Origin of the sequence: Rubripirellula lacrimiformis, from assembly GCF_007741535.1 — a bacterium.
In the GTDB taxonomy this organism is placed as follows: domain Bacteria; phylum Planctomycetota; class Planctomycetia; order Pirellulales; family Pirellulaceae; genus Rubripirellula; species Rubripirellula lacrimiformis.
This window is the reverse complement of the sequence record NZ_CP036525.1, coordinates 1627267-1647397: the sequence shown is the minus strand read 5'-3', so window position 1 is coordinate 1647397 and position 20131 is coordinate 1627267. Positions and strand designations below refer to the sequence as shown.

16 protein-coding genes are annotated in these 20131 nt (G+C 57.8%); 8 read left to right on the top strand and 8 right to left on the bottom strand.

Annotated elements, in window-relative coordinates; all coding sequences use genetic code 11:
* Positions 1-45: 45 nt before the first annotated feature.
* Entirely contained in the window at positions 46-1311 is a 1266-nt protein-coding gene (locus K227x_RS05765) for a hypothetical protein (RefSeq protein ID WP_145168647.1), read from the top strand.
* A gap of 192 nt (positions 1312-1503) precedes the next feature.
* On the opposite strand, the gene K227x_RS05760 is transcribed toward K227x_RS05765, so the two are convergent.
* Positions 1504-1908, bottom strand: a complete 405-nt coding sequence (locus tag K227x_RS05760) for a GYF domain-containing protein (protein ID WP_145168646.1) — start codon at positions 1906-1908, stop codon at positions 1504-1506.
* Positions 1909-2022: 114 nt separating this feature from the next.
* A complete protein-coding gene (locus tag K227x_RS05755) occupies positions 2023-2691 on the bottom strand; it encodes a PH domain-containing protein (protein ID WP_145168645.1) in 669 nt (222 codons plus the stop codon).
* A gap of 267 nt (positions 2692-2958) precedes the next feature.
* Here K227x_RS05755 and nrdR point away from each other — a divergent pair, with 267 nt between their 5' ends.
* The 4 genes from nrdR to K227x_RS05735 all read left to right on the top strand — a co-directional run bounded on the left by nrdR (position 2959) and on the right by K227x_RS05735 (position 6799).
* A complete protein-coding gene (gene nrdR, locus K227x_RS05750) occupies positions 2959-3429 on the top strand; it encodes a transcriptional regulator NrdR (protein WP_145168644.1) in 471 nt (156 codons plus the stop codon).
* A gap of 273 nt (positions 3430-3702) precedes the next feature.
* Positions 3703-4353, top strand: a complete 651-nt coding sequence (locus tag K227x_RS05745) for a glycine zipper domain-containing protein (RefSeq protein ID WP_145168643.1) — start codon at positions 3703-3705, stop codon at positions 4351-4353.
* A 251-nt stretch (positions 4354-4604) separates the two neighbouring features.
* Complete coding sequence (locus tag K227x_RS05740) at positions 4605-5180, top strand: PH domain-containing protein (RefSeq protein WP_246146570.1); 576 nt, start codon at positions 4605-4607, stop codon at positions 5178-5180.
* A complete protein-coding gene (locus K227x_RS05735) occupies positions 5177-6799 on the top strand; it encodes a PH domain-containing protein (protein ID WP_145168642.1) in 1623 nt (540 codons plus the stop codon). Before K227x_RS05740 ends, K227x_RS05735 begins: the two co-directional genes overlap by 4 nt.
* Positions 6800-6853: 54 nt before the next feature.
* Here K227x_RS05735 and K227x_RS05730 read toward each other — a convergent pair whose 3' ends face one another.
* Both K227x_RS05730 and K227x_RS05725 read right to left on the bottom strand, forming a co-directional pair.
* Entirely contained in the window at positions 6854-9733 is a 2880-nt protein-coding gene (locus K227x_RS05730; protein WP_145168641.1) for a hypothetical protein, read from the bottom strand.
* Positions 9730-9999, bottom strand: a complete 270-nt coding sequence (locus K227x_RS05725) for a hypothetical protein (protein ID WP_145168640.1) — start codon at positions 9997-9999, stop codon at positions 9730-9732. The genes K227x_RS05730 and K227x_RS05725 overlap by 4 nt, the downstream gene beginning before the upstream one ends.
* Before the next feature lie 260 nt (positions 10000-10259).
* On the opposite strand from K227x_RS05725, the gene K227x_RS05720 reads away from it, so the two are divergent.
* Entirely contained in the window at positions 10260-11579 is a 1320-nt protein-coding gene (locus tag K227x_RS05720; protein WP_145168639.1) for an outer membrane protein assembly factor BamB family protein, read from the top strand.
* A 69-nt stretch (positions 11580-11648) separates the two neighbouring features.
* Here the strand turns inward: K227x_RS05720 and K227x_RS05715 are convergent, their stop codons facing one another.
* Genes K227x_RS05715 through K227x_RS05705 form a run of 3 tightly spaced genes read right to left on the bottom strand, consistent with a single transcriptional unit; the run spans position 11649 to position 15543 of the window.
* On the bottom strand, positions 11649-14036 hold the full coding sequence (locus K227x_RS05715) for an ABC transporter permease (RefSeq protein ID WP_218933791.1): 2388 nt from the start codon (positions 14034-14036) through the stop codon (positions 11649-11651).
* On the bottom strand, positions 14036-15100 hold the full coding sequence (locus K227x_RS05710) for an ABC transporter ATP-binding protein (RefSeq protein WP_145168637.1): 1065 nt from the start codon (positions 15098-15100) through the stop codon (positions 14036-14038). The genes K227x_RS05715 and K227x_RS05710 overlap by 1 nt, the downstream gene beginning before the upstream one ends.
* A complete protein-coding gene (locus K227x_RS05705) occupies positions 15097-15543 on the bottom strand; it encodes a hypothetical protein (RefSeq protein WP_145168636.1) in 447 nt (148 codons plus the stop codon). Before K227x_RS05705 ends, K227x_RS05710 begins: the two co-directional genes overlap by 4 nt.
* A 228-nt stretch (positions 15544-15771) precedes the next feature.
* On the opposite strand from K227x_RS05705, the gene K227x_RS05700 reads away from it, so the two are divergent.
* Positions 15772-16725, top strand: coding sequence for a sensor histidine kinase (locus tag K227x_RS05700; RefSeq protein WP_145168635.1), 954 nt, complete (start codon positions 15772-15774; stop codon positions 16723-16725).
* Between the two features lie 41 nt (positions 16726-16766).
* Positions 16767-17489 carry a response regulator transcription factor gene (locus K227x_RS05695; protein WP_145168634.1) on the top strand — a complete coding sequence of 241 codons (723 nt, stop codon included), beginning with the start codon at positions 16767-16769 and terminating at the stop codon, positions 17487-17489.
* A gap of 615 nt (positions 17490-18104) precedes the next feature.
* On the opposite strand, the gene K227x_RS05690 is transcribed toward K227x_RS05695, so the two are convergent.
* Positions 18105-19604 carry a GGDEF domain-containing protein gene (locus K227x_RS05690; protein WP_145168633.1) on the bottom strand — a complete coding sequence of 500 codons (1500 nt, stop codon included), beginning with the start codon at positions 19602-19604 and terminating at the stop codon, positions 18105-18107.
* Between the last annotated feature and the right edge of the window lie 527 nt (positions 19605-20131).

Genomic DNA, 20131 nt, shown 5'->3' with positions numbered 1-20131 from the left:
CCCCACTGCGATGCTCATCGCACCGATAGCTAACGAGGTTCGATCATGAAGACACAATCAACTTACCCACGCGTCCTGATGACGCTGCTGAGCGCGGTCGCGTTCAGCATCGCATCGAACAGCCTGGTCAGTGCACAAACACTGGCGGGTCAGAACTCCGGTGCATCCTCGGGTGTCGCCAACGGTTTGTTCACCCATGGATCCGAAGCATTCCGAGTCGTTGACACGGCAGGCTATCGAACCGCGGGCGATGTCGGCAGCCATGCTCCGGGATTGGTCCAACAGGTGGGCCACCACGGAGCCTGCAGTTCCTGTGGAACCGCTTGTGGCGGATCCTGTGGCGGTTCAGCGTTCACAAGTGCGATGGAATATTCGAGCTGCGGTTCATGCGGGACCGCCTGTGGCGGTAGCTGCGGTCGTCGCAGCAGCGCCCTGACTTGTGGCCCCAATTTCACCGACCCGTGCACACCCTGCCAACCCTATCGATACATTTCGATCGAAGGGCTATACATGGCACCGGACATCGGATCGTTCACCCTGAGCCCGAACTTCGGGCTTAGCGACATGGACGAAGAACTTGGCACACGGATCACCATCGGCGCCGTCGGCGACTGCGTCAACGGATACGAAATCTCGTTCACCGGCCCCTTCGAATGGGACTTGGCTCGCCAAATCAACAGCCCCGGTGGCGGAATCAATTCGTTCCTTAGCCAAACCGGTGTCGCGCTGCCGTCGTTCACCGACGCGGTCTCGCAAACGCAAACCTATTCGGCTGACTACTACAGCCTGGAAGCCAACAAGACCTTGGTCGGTTGGGAAATGGCAAAGCTGTTGATCGGTGGTCGCTACATCAATTACGACGAAGATTACAACTACTTCAGCACGACGGCGACCCAAACGGGCAGCCTGACCAGCCGCACTCGCAACGACCTGTTCGGAGTGCAAGTCGGCATGGACCTGCTGTACCCGATCAGCCGACACGGATTCACCGACATCCGCGCTCGTGCGGGTCTCTATGCCAACAGTGCGGACAGCAACGTGCTTGTCCGTGATGGTGCTAGCACACTGGCCCGTGCTGGCGACAGCACCACCGACCTCGCCGGTATGTTCGAATTCGGTTCGGGCATCCGTTACCAGTTGGGCGAAATCCTGTCGGTACGAGCCGGCCTGGAATTGTGGTACCTGACCGGAGTCGCATCGGCGCCCAACCAGGTCCGCCCACAAATCAACAGCGGAACCGGCCGATCGATCGATACCGACAATGACATCCTGTTCACAGGTATCTCATTCGGTACCGAGATCCGCTACTAGGGCCAGTTCACCAGAAGAGCCAGTTCGCTAGGAGGTCTCGTTTGACACGAGGCCTCACCGGCGACGCGGCCGCGTTCGATACGAAGGGCTGATGACAGCGTGGTGAGTGGGGGGAAGAACACACCGCGACAGATGTTCGATGAGCATCCGAACGTCTGATGAAACAGTCCAACAGATCAACAAGGAAACCGGCTAGTTATTCTCGCCGGTTTTTTTGTTGTCTTTCCCAACCTTCTTTCGAATCCAATCGCGAACCTTCCGGCTCGCTTGGCGAGTGCTTGGATGATCCGCACGATTGGTGATCGAGTTCTCGGTGATTTTGGTGATCGCCTTGTAGATCTCGCAACCGCATAGATTGCAAACCGTCGGTGGTTCCCCCACCTCGGCTTCGCACTGCGGGCAAAAGTATTCGATCGTTGGTCGCATCGCGGCTTCGAACAATCCGCCGACCTCGGAAGCCAAGAACCAGGTCGAACTGTTCTTTCGCAACATCGAATTGCGAGTCACCTCGCCCTTGCGAACCTTTTCCAGCAGTTCGCTGGGGCGCAGCGGACCGACTTCCTCGGAAGATCGCGTTTGAAAGTACCAGTCGGTCACGACATCGTCCTCAACAACATGCCAACCTGCTCGTGAAAAGGGTCTTGTTGGCGACAAGAACCATTCTTAGTTCGTCGATCTTGCCAAACGTGCAATGTCGCCAGAGTCGCACGGTCAAATCTGTTCAATGTGGAGGCTTCGTCGCCGACGTTCTTTGCGGCGCACGTCGTCGATCAACCCCGACACATCCTTGACCTTTGCGATCCCTATCATAGACAAATTCGGATGCGAGCGGTCGCTGCCGGTCAATTCGATATTGCCAACGCCAAACATTCGCTGCACCGGCCCCTGTGCGAAACTAACGTCGTCGATGTCGATCACTTCGATCCGGTCGGTTTGACGGCTCAGCAATCCCGTCTGGTGAATGAAACGCTGGGTCGTCAGTTCGTAATGGAATCCCAACCGGCGATAGGCGTACAGCAGACATCCGAAGACCCAAACCAGCCCGATCAGAGCGACCGCGATGCCAAGCGGAAACTCGGGAACGACCCCATGCAGCACCAGCAGCCCAACGCTAGCGATGACCATCAGAATCCAAGTTCCCAACATTGCTTTCGGGGTGTAGCCACCCGACCACAGCGTTTCTTCGTCTTCCTCTTCGACTTCTAAATTGGCCGCACGCTTGGCGGCGACCTCCTTTTGAAACTTCTCCGCTGCGGTGGCACCCCTGGGCGATCCGGCGGCGGGCTGTCCCGCTGGGGCACCCGGTTGCGGCGCTCCCGAACTGCCTTGTCCAGCTGGCGGCGTCGTTTCAGATGGATCGTGATTGCTGTCTGTCGACATCGACGATGTTTCCTGCGGTCGTTGAACGGGCGGATTTTAAAAAACGGTCGTTACGCACTCCCATCGTACTGATCCCCCAAAACGGATCGTCCCGGATTGGGAAAGCCAATAATCAGAACATCGTACCGCTTGATCGACGTCCCGTTGCCGAATAGACGTTGGAACGAACGGTTGTCAGGTTCCGTGATGGTGCTGATACTATATCGCACCGACACTCACGCGTCATTTCGGTACGTGCCCACAGCGTCCGAGCTTTTCAGGGAATCCATGCGCTGTCCTTACTGCCACGTTGATAACGATCGCGTGCTCGACACCCGAGCCGCCGAAGGTGGCTACATGGTCCGCCGTAAAAGGGTCTGCACATCGTGCCAACGGCGGTTTGCAACGGCGGAAAAGATCGAAAAGTTGAGTGTCCGACTGGTCAAAAGTGACGAAACTCGCGAACCACTGGACCGCGAAAAAATCCGACGAGGCATCGAACGCGCCTGTTCGAAACGGGAAATCAGCAGCAGCACGATCGAACTTGTCGTCCAAGACATCGAAGCCGATATCTACGCTAGCTTTGACTCGGAAGTCACGTCGGCCCAAGTCGGCGAAATCGTCATGCGGCACCTCGCAAAACTGGACGAAGTGGCGTACATCCGATTTGCTAGCGTTTATCGCGACTTCGACGGGGCTCAGGACTTTATCGAAGCGATCACCCGCATCGTCGGCCGCAAATCGCCCGCCCCCGAGTAGAGGTGTGTAGGCCGGATCAAGGAGCGAAGCGACGCCGATCCGGCAATCACGCATCCCAGACACCGCATTCCAAGCGCTGACATCGCGAATGGGATTGCTTCGCAGAACCGAAGTTCACTATTGATGAACGTTAGCGAAGTCGTCTGGAAAGATTCTGCCTTTTTCGGGTGACGGTTGCTGATCCGTTCGACCTGAATCCCCCCCGACACCCCAAACGCCATTTCGGTTCCTGCTGGCCTGACACGGCCCAGTGAACCGACGGAGCCGATTTGCATGACCCGCATTGTGTTTTCTATCGCTGTCGCCGCGATGATGATTGCCGTTCCGAGTTCTCTGTACGGCCAGGCGGCTCAACAACGCGGTGCCACGTTGGGCGGACTTGGCGGCGCGGTCGCAGGTGCCCTGATCGGTGACCACAACGGCGAAGCCGGTGCTGGTGCTGCGATCGGTGGCGTGATCGGAGCCGTCACTGGCGGTTTGCTCGGCAATGCAGCGGACAAAGAACGAGCCGCCCAGCAACAAGAACGCATCTACTACCAACAACAACAGCAATCCGTTGCCGTCCAGTCGTCGGTGTCGATCGCCGACGTGGTTTCGATGAGCCGCAGTGGGCTAAGCGACAGCGTCATCATGAATCAGATCAGCCAACGTGGCGTGCAAACGTCGCTGCAGGTTCCCGACATCATCGCCCTGCATCAACAAGGCGTCAGCGAGAACGTCATCAGTGCCATGCAAGCAGCGCCAACGGGCGTCCAACGCGTCGCTCGCGCACCGCAGCCTGTCTACGCACCGCAACCACCTACCGTGGTCGTCGAAGAACGATACGTGGTGCCACACTACCCACCACCACGTGCCTACCACTACCATCGCCCAGCGCCGGTCTATCGGCACCATCATCGCACCGGAATCCACATCGGATTCTAGCCGTTGGCTCGGCGGCATCCCAACGTTCCCGCCAAGCGAATCGCATCTACGAAAACAACGAACAGGTACCCGCGTGATCACGTGGGTGCCTGTTTTTCTAGACCGCCCCAAGGTGCTTCCCCGCGCCGCTGGCCGACGGAATTTTGATGTCAGCCGATTTCGGTCCGGCGGTCAGTCACGGTCCGCAAACTTTGCACCGGCACGCTATAACTGACCGGTTCTAGACAACGAATCCGATCAGGAAGAGCCCATTGGACAATTTCCCACTGGCAGACGAACAGTTTCACCCCTTGGCACCGAACCATCTAAAAATGGATCGATTGCTGGGTGGCATCGCTGCGCTGATCGCATGCCTGGTCTTGCTATCGACTTTCGGACTTTGGTTGGCGATCCAAGATCACTGGGACCTGATCCAGGCGATCGCAGCATTCGCCGTCGTGCTGATTGCCGCAGTGACGGTGTGGGCAGGCTGGATCTATCCCGCACTGGCATACCGTCATGCGTCTTGGCGAGTGAACGACGAAGGGCTGGAGATACGCCGAGGCGTTTGGTGGCGTCATTGGATCATCGTGCCCCGATCCAGAATTCAGCACAGCGACATCGAACAGGGACCACTGCAGCGTCGGTATGATCTGGCGACGTTGGTCATCCATACCGCCGGCACCCAAAACGCGTCCGTCAAATTGGATGGCATCACGAATCAGTCGGCATCTTGGTTGCGTGACAACCTGGTATCGGATCGTCTAGCCACGCCAAGCAACAGCGGCATCGCCGACGCCGGCACCTCTGCATCCGTGCAGCCTCCTATCGACGGAGAACTGCGGTGACGGATCCCACAAGCGGCGCGGGGCAGGATCCGCCATCGGATCCCAATCCGACACCGCGCCCGAACACGACACCGCGTCCAATCGATGGGGCAGGGCACAAGCCAAGCTTTGACCAACCTCGACGACTGCATCCCCTGTCGATCCTGTTTCAATTGCTGTCGATGTCTCGACAGTCTCTTTTCCCGGCCATCGTGGCTGGTTGGTCGGCCGTCAACGGCAGCTTCTTTGCCGCACTGATCGTGGCTGCCATTTTCGGGTTGGCGATTACATTCGCGATGATCCGCTACCTGACATTTCGCTACCAGATCACCGATGGCGAATTGATCGTCACCGAAGGCATCCTGTTTCGAAAAGTGCGCAATATCCCGGTCGATCGCATCCAGAATGTGGATTTGGTCCAGAGCCCGTTCCACCGAATCTTTCGCGTCGCCGAAGTTCATGTCGAAACGGCTAGCGGCACCGAACCGGAAGCCAAAATGCGAGTTCTATCGCTGGCGGACGTCGACTTCCTAAAACAACAAATCTCGTCACGCGGTTATAGCGTTTCGGCGACCACCGAAGCCGACCATCCGGCTGACACAACGATCGATCGGGAATCTCGCGAACCCCAATCGCAAACGATTTTGACGATCCCAGTTTCGCATTTGATCCAAGCCGGATTGGCCAGCAACCGCGGACTGATCCTGGTCAGCGTTGCGCTCGGATTTTTCTTTCAAAGCAGCCAAGACTTGGATCCTGAATACACGGCTCTGGATCGCTGGATCCCGGCACAGGTTTGGAACGGGACGCCGTGGTTATTGATCCCCGTCGCAGCACTGGCCTTGCTGGTGGTCATCCGATTGCTGGGCACCGCTTGGTACGTGCTGCGGTTCTATGGCTACCGTCTGGAACGTACGGGCGAGGACTTTCAAGTTTCCTGTGGACTGCTGACCAAGATATCAGCCACGGTGCCAAGACGACGAATTCAATTCATCAGCGTGCACCGCCCCCCGTTGATGCGGTGGATGCGTTTGGCGTCGATTCGGATCGAAACCGCCGGCGGCGCTGGCAAAAAGGGCGAAGACGCAGCGACCACGATTACCCGTCGCTGGTTTATCCCGGTGATCCACGAAAGCCAGGTGACGGGATTGCTGTCTCAGATTCGCACGGGAATCCCCGACGACGGATTGATTTCATGGACCCGAGCGGCTCCGCGGGCGGTTCGCCGAACCACTCGAATCGCCGTCATTGCATCGATCCTGATCGGCATCGGGACCACCTGGGCGATTGGCTGGGGCGGCATCGCGATCGGACTCGTCGCGGCGGTCCTGCTGATCACTCATTCACGCTGCTACGTTCGCTCGCTGGGCTATTACCGATTTGACAATGGCGTCATGTTTCGCAGCGGCCTGTTGAACCAAAAAACCAGCACGACGTTCCACAACCGAATCCAATCGGTGGAACTGAGGTCATCGTTTTTTGACCGCCGTTGGTCGATGGCCAAATTGTCGGTCGACACCGCTGCGGCAGGCCCGGCGAATCACACGATCACGTTTCCGATGATGGACGCGTCGATCGCCGTGGGTGAATTCGAAGCGTTGTCGAAACGATCAGCCGCCGCAGCGATGAACTGGGACTGACGGAAAACCGATCTTCGATCAACGCACGATCGACGCACAACCGACGGAGGTCGGTTACTTCGAAAATCGTTCGATCTGTTCGTGCAAATGCCATTGACCGGGGTCGTCCAGCAAACACCCTTGTTCGATCGCCAGTGCCGCTTGCTTGTCGCCTCGCAGGAACAAGATTTCCGCCAACGTATCGCGGAAGATGGCACTATCGGGTTCCATCCTGACGGCGGATTCCGATAGCCGCAGTGCGTCATCGAGTCGGCGATCGTTCATCGCCGCAACCCAAGCCAAGTTATTGCAGGTCATCGCATCACGTGAAAATTCCGCGACATACTCGGTCCCGCGGTCCATCACTCGGCTGAACGTACGATCGGCCAATTCATCCATCGATGCCTCGCGCATCTTGGGCAGCAACCGTTCGGCAAGATCGACGTCCATCGCATTGAACTGCAGCAACCTTTCGACTTGATTCTGAGCCTGCGAGACATCGCCATCACGAACGGCGGCTTCCAAGGACCAACGGTGCACGTACATCGGCAAAGTCGCAAAGGCACTAGGCCGAAAATCATCGGATTCGATCGACCGCAAGATGGCCAGATCGAACCAGCGGGCAGCAGCCTCGGGATCCGTGTGTCGAGCGGTCAACGCAAACACTCGCGACACCGAATACAGATCCACCGAATCGTTGCTGCCGAACGCTTTGACCGGCAGGATGCGTCCGTAGGCTTCCAGTGCCAAGTCGATTTCGTCGCGATCCGCCAAGTAGCTGGCGACGGCATGACGCAGGTTGGACGATGGGGAACAGAGCACCAGACGGATCTCTTTCAGCAATTCTTCGCTGCGCTGCTGATCTCCGCTGCGGCGGGCGATGCTCAGCATTCCCACCAACGCTTTGGCCGCCATGGCGACATCACCCGATCCGCCGACACGGACGGGTTTTTCGAATTTGCGGTAGACGGCATCGAACAGGATTTGTGCGTCATTGCCGCGTCCCGAATCGAGTGCTTGTTCAGCCATTCGAAACAACGCGTCGGTGTCACCCGACCGAGCCAATTTAGTCATGCAAGCCAACGCCAAGGAAGCTTCGCCGTGTCGCGAAAACATGATCGCAATGTTCATATTGGCTTGGATCGATAGATTCTGACGCATGCCACGAACCGTGCGAACCGATCGTGGACGCGTCACCAAGTCAAAGATTTTGGCGAAGTCCGTGGCGGGATCGAACCCCGCCGGGATGCGTCCGCTGAGCAGTTCATAGGCCGCAAAAAATCGTGGTTCGGCGGGCTGATTTGGATCCATTTTCAACAAGGCATCCATCAAGATTTCAACCGTCGTTCCATCCACCTCGTCCATCGTTCGCGCGATGATATCGATACTGTCAGCCGAAACGGAACGCGATTCAGCTTCGATCGCTAGCTCGGGCATCCAATCCACGTTTTGCACAAGCGTCAATGTCGACAGCACGTACTCGGCAAGCCGATGCTGTCGCTGGATTCCAATTCGTCCATCGGAATCGGCAACGCGTTTGGCGATGATTCGCGCCACGTCTTCGCGGCCGATCGACAACAAGCATTGCATCAACACCAATAAACGTCGGACTTGGGGCGACAACTGTTCTGTCCCGGCATCGCGTTGGGCATCGAGCGCCTCGTCGATCCATTTCCCGTAATCCGAGTCGACACGGTCCAGCGGAAAACCCAAGACATCAAAAGCATGGGAAACGCGAGAGGTGTCCATCGCAACGGTGGCTGCCGCATCGGGACTGATGGTATCCAACACAGACAGCGCTTCGTCGACCTTGCCATGGCTTAGCAAATATTTCCAGCGCACGTTCATCGAGGCCGGATGATCCCCGATCTGTGGCGACATCAAATGGTCCGCAGCGGTTTCAAAGAGGGCATCATCACCACAGCGGTCGGCGGCCATCATGACCTGACACCAATCGAGACAGTATTCAATCGCCCCGGGCTCGGCCGCTTCGGCCACCGCGAGACGTTCGTCGGCGATCTGGCGCCAACGACCCGCGATCATCCGACACGTCAAAAGCAGTTCGGCGTCTCCGCTTTGCTTGGCGACGGCGATCGCATCGTCATACCGTTCTAGTTTGACCAACAACATCGCCATCACCATCAATCGCTGGTTCGGCGGCCAAGTTGCAGCCGATTCAGGCAAAAGGTTTTCGTCCGTGATCGGCAGCCCCATGATTTGCATCAGTTCAAATCGACAGGCAGCGGTTTCGTTCGAATCGGCCACCAAATCGATCAGACGCAGCAAGTGCGGCAACGATTCGCTTTGGATCGCCATGTGAACATAGATCGGAAACCGGCTCATCAAGCCGATGTTGATCCGCCGCTGAATCAGTTCTCGGTCCACTGTCCCAGCGGACTCTTCGACCGCGACGACGGCGGCTAGAAACTGGCCGCCTTCTAACAAACGTTCGATCGCAGCCGGTTGGTCGCCGGACTGCAACAAACGAGAAATTTCCGGTGGTGTATCTGGCAATGCACCACGACGCCATTGCCGAAGAATCCACTGCGCCCGCCCAGCGATCTCGGGGTCTGGATTGTGGGCCGCATCTTGCACGGCTTCGCGGGACCAGTCACGTCCCTTCCACATCTCGATCGTGGCCTGCTGGCGAACGGCATAGTCATCCTTGGACAAATCATCGACCGCCCGGCGGACCGCATCCGCTCGCTGGTCGGCGGCTGTGTCGCCGGGGCCATCGCCGCCTCCATCGCCGCCTTCATCGACTGGGGCATCGGACAACGAACGCTGTTCCAGCGGTGCTTGGCCGGGCTGGGGTTGGTTCTGTTCTAGCTGTTCCCGTTTCGGGACGCTGGACCCGGACGGTACGTTCTGCATTGCCAGCGACGGCCCGCCCAACATCAGGCTGATCGCCAACATCATGCTGGCCCCCAACCCAATCGATCGCGGCCAGATCACGCTAGGATCCGTGACCAAGCCCGATTCCCAGCGATGACAGCCGACCATGTTTTGGGCAACCATGTTTCGGGCGACCATGTTTCGGGCGATACGGAGGTATCGACCAGCCAAGTCAAGTCTTGCCGTTCCACGGGTATCATTCCCTGCATGCATTTGAAAACTTGGGTGGAAGCGAAGTCGGGGAAGGTGAACAACGAATCAGGGCAGGCATCGGTCGCAATCCACGTGGGGCCCAATCCAGGCACGCCCGCATCCAGGCCAGGCACGGCTCCATCCAGGTTAGGTCTTTGGGCAAATCCTGCCACCATGTCTGTCGATACACATTCTAGCCGACGCTATGATCTTAGCCGACCTCGGTCGTCGCGGTTGCCCTTGTTTCCCTGCTCTGGTTTCCCTGTTGCTCACGAAAGCCACTGGGTGGGGCCACCCAATTCGCTGGAACATTGGCCGTCTCGGCTTCCACCTTCGCCCGGATTGGGGATAAGCTTGAAAAGCCCACCAATCGATCCACCTTCGGAATCCCGCCATGAACCTGACTTTCCTTTCGTCCATTATTCGCCCGGTTGCCATAGCGACCATCGTCATCGCGGGTTGCTTGGACTGGCAATCCGCCCATGCCGATGGAAGTTGGCCACAATGGCGTGGCAGTTCCCAGAACGGTGTTGCCGAGGGCACCGATTTCCCGCTGGAATGGAACGAATCCGATGGGATCGCATGGAAGACCCCGTTGCCGGGCAAAGGAAGCAGCACGCCGGTGGTCGCCGGTCAAACGGCCTACCTGACCTCCGGAATCGAAGGCCAAAACGTGTTGATGGCGATCGACACCAACAGCGGCCAAATCCAATGGCAAACAGAAATGGGCCCCGACCGCGGGAACAAGCACAAAAAGGGTGGTGGCAGCAACCCGTCGCCGGTTGTCGATGGCGATCAAATCATCGCTTACTTCCGCAGCGGTGATCTGGGCTGTGTCAGCAGCGACGGAAAGATCGTATGGCAGGTCAATTTGCAGGACCTCTACGGCGAAGACACGTTGTGGTGGGACCTGGGATCGTCGCCCATGTTGACCAAGTCGGCCGTCGTCGTCGCGGTGATGCAGTCGGGACCAAGCTATTTGGTCGCCTTTGACCGCAACAGCGGCGATGAACTTTGGAAGCAGGACCGGATGCTAGGTGCCCCCGAGGAAGCCGCCCAAAGCTACTCGACCCCGATCGCCGTGACCGTTGGCGACAAGCCGGCGATCGCCGTGCTGGGCGCCGACCACCTGACGCTGCATTCCGCCGACGACGGTCACCTGCTTGGCAAAGTCGGTGGTTTCAACCCGACCAACCACAAGTTCTTTCGTTCGATCTCGTCTCCTGCTGCCGAGGGCAAGTACATCGTGTGCCCTTATTCACGCGGCGAAACACTGACCACGGTCGACGCCGAACTGGTAGCCGCCGGACGCGAGCGAGACGCCGTTGTCTGGTTCCGCGATGACATCGGCAGCGATGTACCGACACCGGCGATCCGCGATGGCCGTGTCTACCTGGTTAGCGATGGCAAAACAACACGCGGAACGGTGTCCTGCCTAGACATCCAGACTGGCAAAACGATTTGGTCGACCCAGGTGCCCAAGTCGCGGATCAGTTTCAGCAGTTCACCATTGGTCGCTGGCGATCATCTGTACGTCACCGGCGAAGACGGAACCACCCACGTGATCGGGCCACTATCGTCGCCCGAGCCCAAAGTGGTTGCGTCCAACGAACTTGACGACGACGAACCGTTCACGGTCGCCAGCCCAGTGCCGTTGGGACAATCCTTGCTGATTCGAACCAAAAGCAATCTGTACCGCGTTGGCGGCAAATGATCGGACCGGACGACAACCGGCAACCATCGCTGGCTGGGGCATCCCCCAAGGCGGACCGCAGCCAGCCCGTTAGAAGTCGCGTGTCGAAAAGTAGTAACAACTGATCGTCAGCATCACGACGATGAACACGGAACAGCTGATCACCGGCCGGGCGATTTTGTAGCGAACCAGTTCTTCGTCCTCGGAATTTTCGGACACCGAAATAGCCGATTGGCCGCTGACCATGGCCGCGATCGTTTCGCCCAATTCGCCCGTTTGTGGGATCACCGTTCGCAACGGGGTGACGACCATTCGATTGGCCCACCGCCAGCGCGACAATAGCGGACGGATACGGGTTTGCACCTTCAAGTCGTCTACCGAATAGATATCGACTTGGTCGGTGTGGTGAGCCAAATACAGCAGCGAATCACGGCGATCAAAAGCGACGGACTCGACTTCCGATGGCCCCATCGGCTGGCTGATTTCATAGCCCTTCGATTCCCCGTCGGCATTGCCATCGACCGGACGAATCAATCGGCAATACCCATCGCCGGTCAGATAGGCGAACCGTTTACCGTCGCCCAACCCGACTGCCCCAACGCCGATCATCGACTCGGGAACCTCTACGGTGGTCATCGGCCGAAGTGATTCAGCGTCGAACAATAAAATGGGATCCTCGGCGCGAGCGAGCAGCAGGACATCCCCTTCGATGGCGATCACTCCCCGCCGCGACGCTTCGCCATCCAACACGTGCTGGGCTGTTTCGGACCAACGTCCGGTTTGGCCCTCGGCTTGATTGCCAACTGGACTATCCGGACGGTCCAAACGCACCAATCGCCCCCGCACCATGACCACCAAAAATTCACCCTGTGGATCAACCGCGATGGCTCTCGGCGGCGTGATCGCCATCCCCTCTGGCAAAACGGGTGCAAACCCTTCCGTTTGACCGCCCATCATGTTCGACAATTTGGACAACCACGAATCGGCTTTTTCGGCGGCCAGCTGGGGCAAATCGCTGCCGGTGTCTTCGTTGGATACTCGTTTGCCAGCGGCCTTCATGATCTGGTTGCGGCTGGTCATCAACAGGTCGCCGGTGTTCATCGCCAAAACAGAATCCGGACCGCTGGCATACAACCAGCTGGTGGCCGTCGGCAATCGCACGCTTGGCTCGGGCACCCATTCGTCCGCTTGATGGAGCACCAACAAATCCAGCGCCCCCGAACCGAACGGATTGAAGCGTCCACCACGCACTCGCGCGGTCACGATCGTGTCGTCATCCAGCCTGACCGGCGGCACAACTCGGTCCTGGTTCATCGCGTCGCTTTCGAAAAGTTCGACCCAACGATTTTCGTCGGCGTCATGGCGGACCAGACCGCCACCGCGAGTGGATGCGAATAGATTGCCACCGGCGGTCACCATGTGCTGCAACCGATCCGGACGCGTCACCAGCCCATCGAATAGCCCTCCGATCACCCCGGTCACCAAACAGATCGCACCAAAAATGGTGGTCACTCCGATCGCCAAGATCGGCGAACGCCAACGCAATCCGGCGAGTGTCGAAACGCTGTAAAAAACCGAAAACAGGAACACCGAAACCGGGATACACCACAACAGCCGGGCGTTCCAGATGTCCAAACGCAGCCCCGCGACCAGATACAGCCCCAAGACCAATTGGGTGACACATAGCAGCACAAAGGCGCAACCACCGATGAACTTGCTGATCAACAACAGCGATCGCGACACCGGCTTGCTAAGCAATAAGTGCAACGACCCCGGCTGCAACATGTCGGGAATGATCGAAGCGGTGACCAGGATCCCCAAAAAGATCAACACGAATCCCAACAACCAGTTGATGATCGTTGGCAGCACCCATTGATTGATCAACGTTTGAAACTGTGTCTTGTCCACGGCCAAGTTGGCGGGAAAATCCATGCCTGCGTAGGTCAGATACATCGACCGCGATGACCGCGATTCGAACACGCCGGGCATCGCCGCTTCGATCCGCAATCGGGCCCGGCGTCGATCCAATGAATCGGTCAAATCGCCTTCAAGGGTTTCGTCCAAATCGCGTAGTTCCCGCAGCCGCAGCGTCGATTTCCAAGCTGCCGCGTCGTACCAGGATTGGTCGACCAGCAATTCGTTCAGCGCGTCGGCCAGCACCGACAATCGAATCCGAACCTCGTCGCCTTCGCCCACTCGTTTCAATTGCCGTCGCAAATCTTCTGGCATCGCGGCCGCGATGCGCCCGATCGGGGCCGACTGCGAATCGGGATCCACCAACCCTTGGGCCAGCATCGCCTTCATTCGCGTCCCGTTATGAAAATCCTGGCCGCGAAAGTCTGTCGTGTAGTCTTCGCGGCACCCGATCGGCGAAAGGAATGCCAGCAGCAACCAGATCGCGACAAAGGCGACCCACAGGACACGCGACGAAAGGGCGGCGTGAAACGAATCCCCGATCACAGCAAAATATGGTCGCATCAGAATTGTTGCCCGGGTTCTGGTCGTTGCGAGGCTGCGGCCGAACCGACCAATCGCATGAACGTGTCTTCCAAACTGGGGCGTCTGTTTTCCAAACGCACGATCGACACGCCGCGCCCACGCAGTGCGTCGACCACTCGATCGACCGCCATTTGATCGGCGGCCCCCATCGTGATCCGGTGCGTCGCTTCGCCGCTGCGACGCGCCGCCACTGACAACGTCGATCGATCCGATGGCGAAACCGCATCGGCTACGATGGGTATGATTTCGTCGGGGTCGCCTTCCAAACGCACGTCAAAGAACAGGTTGGATGCATCGCCGGGCGACGCGAGTTCGTCGATCGGACCGATCGCCAGCAGTTGCCCGCCCGCCATGATCGCCACTCGCGTGCACACCATTTCGACTTCTTGCAAGATATGGCTGTTCAGGAAGATGGTCTTTCCCAAATCACGCAAACGTTCGATGACTTTGCGGACTTCATTGCGACCAACGGGATCCAATCCGTCGGTCGGTTCGTCCAACACCAACAGGTCGGGATCATGCATCAACGCCTGCGCTAGCCCCAGCCGCTGGTACATGCCTTTGCTGAAACGTCGGACGGATTCTTGATCACGTCCTTGCAGCCCGACCAATTCCAACAGTTCGTCACTGCGGCGTTGGATGTCGGCCGAATTCATCCGGCTCAGTCGCCCGTAGTAGCGCAGAGCCGACCGCGCCGTATGGTGCAGATCGACTCGCAAAGATTCGGGCAGATAGCCCACGCGTTGACGAGCCGCACTGCTGCCCACCGGTTGTCCGAACAGGGACGCCGAACCGCCCGACGGCTTGACGACGCCCAACAGGATTTTGATCATCGTCGTCTTGCCGGCACCGTTGGGGCCTAGCAACCCAAACACATCGCCGGGTCTGGCTTCCAGCGACACACCCCGCAGGGCGTGAACCTGTTTGCGACCACGGACCGACAAAGTCGAATAGGTCTTTTCCAAGCCGCGGACGTCAACGATCGCAGGCGCCGTCTTGGATGAATGCGACGATGGGTCCAAATGCGAGGTGGATTCAATCACGCGGCAAAATTGCGAACAAGGAGAAACGCTAACCAGACCGATGTGACCGCGATCAATCCCGCGGCCAACCAACGATGGGCTGGGTGACGCCAAGACGGGCGATCGACCTCTTGTTCGTAAAGATGCCGAAACCGTTCGCGTTGATGCTCGGTTTCAAAGACACCGTCTTCGACCAGTTCGTGCAGTCCGAACTGCAACGAGTATTCCACGACTCCATAAACGTTGTGCCGATGATCGCGACTATCAACGCCCACCCCTTCGAAGTACCACAATTGGTTGCCGAAGGCGTCGTCCGATTCCAGGCGATCGTCGATGCATCGCAATTGAATCACTTCACTGCGATCCGGGCAGAACCGAGCTCGGATCAAACCCCGGGTACAATCGAGACGGACCTGCCGAATCGTTCGTTCGGGAAAGCGTCGCGTGCGTGTATCGGCGCTCATCGGTGGTTCTCCAAAACCGACACATCTAGGGAAGTCTGTCCGCCTGTGATGTTTCATTATTGCGACAGTCCGCCCCAACGTCAGGCCCAGAAGGGGCATTTTCGTTTTCGAATCCCATAATTTTTCGCCCGACCGTCGGACCGCTGCCTGAAATCCAGACCTGCCGATCTGGACCTAAACCCGTCCGGACGCCAACCCGCCCACTCTCTATCAGCCCCAGAACCATTCATGTCCGAGCGCCGATCGCTCCGTTCGCCCATTTCGCTACGTGCCCCCATCACCCTGGGCGTGGTGATGATCGTCATGGTGGTCGTTCTGGCTGGCGTCTGGATCCTGGGCAACGTGTTGGCCGCCACCGGCAATCTGGGATCGCGAGCCGTATTTGGCACGATTTTGGCCACCGGAACGCTTTTGATCGCCGGCGTCTTGGCCGGTGTGATCGCGTATCTGACGCTGACCGTCAAAGCGTTCAACCTGAACCGTCGCCAATCGAACTTTATCGACGCTGTCACCCACGAATTGAAGAGCCCGATCGCGTCCTTGAAACTGTATCTACAAACGATGACCCGGCGGACGGTCGACGAACAGCAACGCCAAGACTTTCACCGATTCATGCTGGATGACGTCGAACGGCTGGATTCGCTGATCAACCACCTGCTGGACGCCGCCCGGATCGAACGCGGCATCGAACCGGCCGATGACGAACAGATTCGGTTGGACGAACTGCTAGCCCAATGCGGGGCAGCGGCATGCATGCGTTACCGACTGCCACCGGAGACGGTAGAACTGCGTTCAGCTGAAATTACCATCAGCAGCCAATTGGTGCAGCTGGAAATCCTATTTCGCAACTTGATTGACAACGCGGTTAAATACGGCGGATCGCCACCCAAAGTCGTGATCACCACCGAAACAAACGCCGATGGCAAGGTCAAGGTTTCGATCACCGACAATGGACGCGGCATCCCCGCCAACCAACATCGAAAGATCTTTGGCCGCTTTGTCCGACTGGGCAACGAACTGGAACGCAGCACGCCGGGCACCGGGTTGGGGCTGTACTTGGTTCGAACGGTCGCCAAGGCGATCGGGGGGACGGTGCGGGTCTGCGATCGTCCCGCAGGGCAGGGCACCGAGTTCGAAGTGACCCTGAAAGGGGTCGTTCCCCCCGCCTCGGTTGACGGCTAGCGTATTGAATCCCACCCGCGAATGACCCCACAGCAATAAACATGCGTTGCCATATTTTAGTTGTCGAAGACGAAAAGCACCTCGGCGTCGGTATCAAATACAACCTCGAAGCCGAGGGCTATCGTGTCACCTTGGTCGAAGACGGACCGACCGCACTGCGGATCGTCGACAGTGCCAATGAATCGATCCAACTGATCGTGCTGGACCTGATGCTGCCCGGGATGAGCGGGTACACGGTTTGCGAAACCATCCGCGACGCTGGAATCACCACTCCCGTCCTGATGCTTTCCGCACGCACCTTGGCCGAGGATCGAACTCGCGGATTTGATGTCGGCGCCAGCCAATACATGAGCAAGCCGTTCGAATTGGACGAATTGCTTAGCCGCATCAAGAACCTGCTGCAGACCAGCAGCCGTGCGACCTCCGCACCACCCCCCAAACGAATTCACGAAACCATCACCGAAGCGGTCTTCGGGAACGTCGAAGCCAACTTCGAGACTCACGAAGTCAAAGTCGATGGGGAACTGGTTCGCATGACCCCCAAAGAACTGAGACTGTTGCACTACTTTGTCCAGAATCAGGGCCGCGTCATCAGCCGCAACGAACTGCTAAGCGAAGTCTGGGAAATTTCGGGCAACCTGCAGACCCGAGCGGTGGATCAATTCATCGCCAGACTGCGAAAGATCATCGAACCCGATAGCACCACGCCGATTCACTTGCTGACCATCCGTGATGCCGGGTACCGGTTCGTGACCGATCCCTGAACGGTTGCCCGCAGTCACCGATCGGCCAGGCCTGACGGAGCCGGGCTGATTGACGGAATCAACAGCGCAACGGAATCAACAGCGCGAACAATTCGTGGACATCGATCACCATCGCTAACGCCTTTGTAAAAGGTCGTTAGCGATGGTGTCGGCGCATAAAAAAAGCTCCCGGAAAGTACGATATCCTAGGGGGGCGGAGGACAACGCGCTTCAGTTCCGGGAGCCGGTGGATTGGAGTCCGATCGAGTGACAGCATCCTTGCCGGTCAACACGATGAACATGTCACTTGAATCATTGACGCAGCTGGTCCGTCTATCGCATCCATACGATATAGGGAATCAACGTGTCCGCAGCAATCGGAAAAATGAATGCCAGTGCAGGACCGCGTGCGACTCAAAGTGCCAACGTTGGCGAGTTCGTTTCCGAACCCTCAACATGTTTGGGAGGATAGGGTGTGACGTTTACTCGGGTCAAGGCGGATCTATCCCGAGTCCGAGATTTTCGCGGACAAACGCAAACCCACATCCACAGTTCATCGTTAATCGTCGTTATAGGAGGAGATTCCTCCCTATCGATTGGCTACAAATTTCGTGAGCCAAAAACGACGCTTGCCGATCAAACAAACGATTCCATTCGGACAGGGTCGCCATCGACATCCTTGGCTTCGACAGCCAACGCGACGCAGCGTTCAACCACGCCCTCGAATCCTTCGTCGGATCGCACTTGCGAAACACCGATCGAAACCGGATGGGCTACTCCGCTATCGCTGTCCAAGCCGATCGCAGAGACCGACCGGCAAATTTGCAGACTGCGTGCTTCGGCAGTCGATTCATCCGCACTTAGCATGAACACCAAGAACGTTGACTCGTCATCACAACCAAGCCGGTCCACCGATCGCAGCGTCGCACGCACGATCTGCATCAACGAACGCATCGCCGTGGGGTTTGCTTCGGTGTTGCAACGAATGGCCATCACGAACATCGATACGTTCGACTGGGTGCGGTTGCGAATTTCGTCGAATGCACCAGCCAGATCAGCACGGCCAGGCAGGCCCATGTGTTTTTTCGGCTTCGGTTGGGCAGCGGAACCTTTGACGGAGGCCGTCGAGGCTGTGTTAAGAACCGCCGCGACAGGCGAAACAGGCGTCGTTGCGACGGTCGGCGGAGCCGGCAACGGGATCGATGGTTCGATTTTCACAGGCGTTTGATGATCCATCCAATGCCCGCAATCGCGACCGGCTTTTTTCGATCGATAAAGCGCCTTGTCGGCACGTTCAAGCCAACTTGCCGATGACTCACCTTCGGCCAATTCGGCAACGCCGGCGGACGCCGTCACACGCAACCGCTTGTCTTCGAACAAGATATCGCGTTCGGCAATCTCGGCTCGAGCGGCTTCCACCAACTCTTTCGCTCGTTCGATGGGGCAACCGTCCAAGATCACCGCAAATTCCTCGCCACCAAATCGAGCGACGATCCCGTATTGGTTTAGCTTGGAATGCAGCATATTGGCGACAACCTTCAAAACTTCGTCGCCCGCACGGTGACCGCATACGTCGTTGAACTTCTTGAAATTATCGACGTCCAAAACGGCCAGCGTCCCCGCGTTGATCCCGCCCAGGTCATGTTGACGGGCCAAATGCTTGTCAAACGCACCGCGGTTGGGAACCAGAGTGAGCGCATCGGTCATGGCACGGCGTTCGGCCGATTGAATCTGGGCAGACTGGGCATGAATGCGATCTTGGGCAGTTCGCAACTGCGACTGCATCACTTCGTTTGCTTCGATCAGCTGCGTGATGGCTTGAAAGACCGATTCGGGCGACTTGGATTCGTCCGATGTCAAACTGTTGTTGACGGCTTGAACAGCCGTTTGGTGCGCATCGACGTCTTCGGCCATCGTCTGTGCGTAGGCGCGGAGCCGGTCGGCCACCTCGTTGATTTTTTCGCGTGACGGTTCACCGTCATCACCACTGCTTGCCGGGGATCCCGTCTCGACGCCGCCAACAGATTCGGGGCTGGTAGTTGCGACGCTTGCACCTGCATTGGTCGCGTGCATGACCCAGCCACAGGCCAGACCAGCACCACCACAACTCATTACGATCATCAAATCAAGCCACATCTTTGCAATCCCATTTAGTTGCTTTTCGCTATTTAGATCGCGCGTCCAGTGCCCTCTTTGACCACGCCGTACCAAATGGGTAGGCCGCAAAGGTGGCCCGTCAAACGCCCATCAGCGGTAAACACCAACTCAACTGCGGGTTGGCACGCAGTGATCCCTACAATCGACACACGTGGCCCAGTCGTGACGATGTTCACACCGATGACCGTCCGTAGGTGAACACGCAAACAGACAACGTGTCCCACAGTCGCAAGGCTGCAGTGTTGGTCTGGCTTGCGGTGCATAGGAATAGAGGTTGCGATTGCAACAAAAGATGGCCGCCAGTTCCACGGCTGGTTAGAACGCTAGCAATGGAAACAGCTTGGCTTTGCGACTGCGTTCAACAGCTTGTTTGCTCCGGTGCGACGATAAGTCGCAAATTCGATCGTGTTTCCCGTAGGCAGTTTCCAATTCGTGTGGCATATTTAAAGGAGTGATCGAAACCCACGATTGCGCGGATCCAGGATGCGATGACTGGATGTCGCGAT